General features: G+C 66.0%; 1 protein-coding gene. It reads left to right on the top strand.

Going from position 1 to position 259, the window contains the following annotated elements; all coding sequences use genetic code 11:
• Positions 1-259, top strand: a 259-nt coding sequence (locus IH54_RS0139030; protein WP_031526449.1) for an extracellular solute-binding protein, incomplete at both ends; no start/stop codon positions are given.

A 259-nucleotide genomic window follows, 5' to 3' on the forward strand; every position in this document is an offset into this window, starting at 1 on the left:
GACGATCAAGATCCAGTACGTGCAGAACGAGGACTTCGACGGGAAGCTGCAGACCGCGCTGAACTCGAACTCCGCGCCGGACGTGTTCCTGCAGCGCGGCGGCGGCAAGATGCAGGCCATGGCCGACGCCGGGCAGATCCAGGCGCTGAACCTCACGGCCACCGACAAGACGAATGTCGGTACGGCGGCTCTGGCGAGCGACACGATCGACGGCAAGGTCTACGCGATCCCGCTCGACACCGCGCCCGAGGGCATCTAC

Origin of the sequence: Streptomyces sp. NRRL F-5123 (genome assembly GCF_000721495.1) — a bacterium.
Taxonomy (GTDB): Bacteria; Actinomycetota; Actinomycetes; order Streptomycetales; family Streptomycetaceae; genus Actinacidiphila.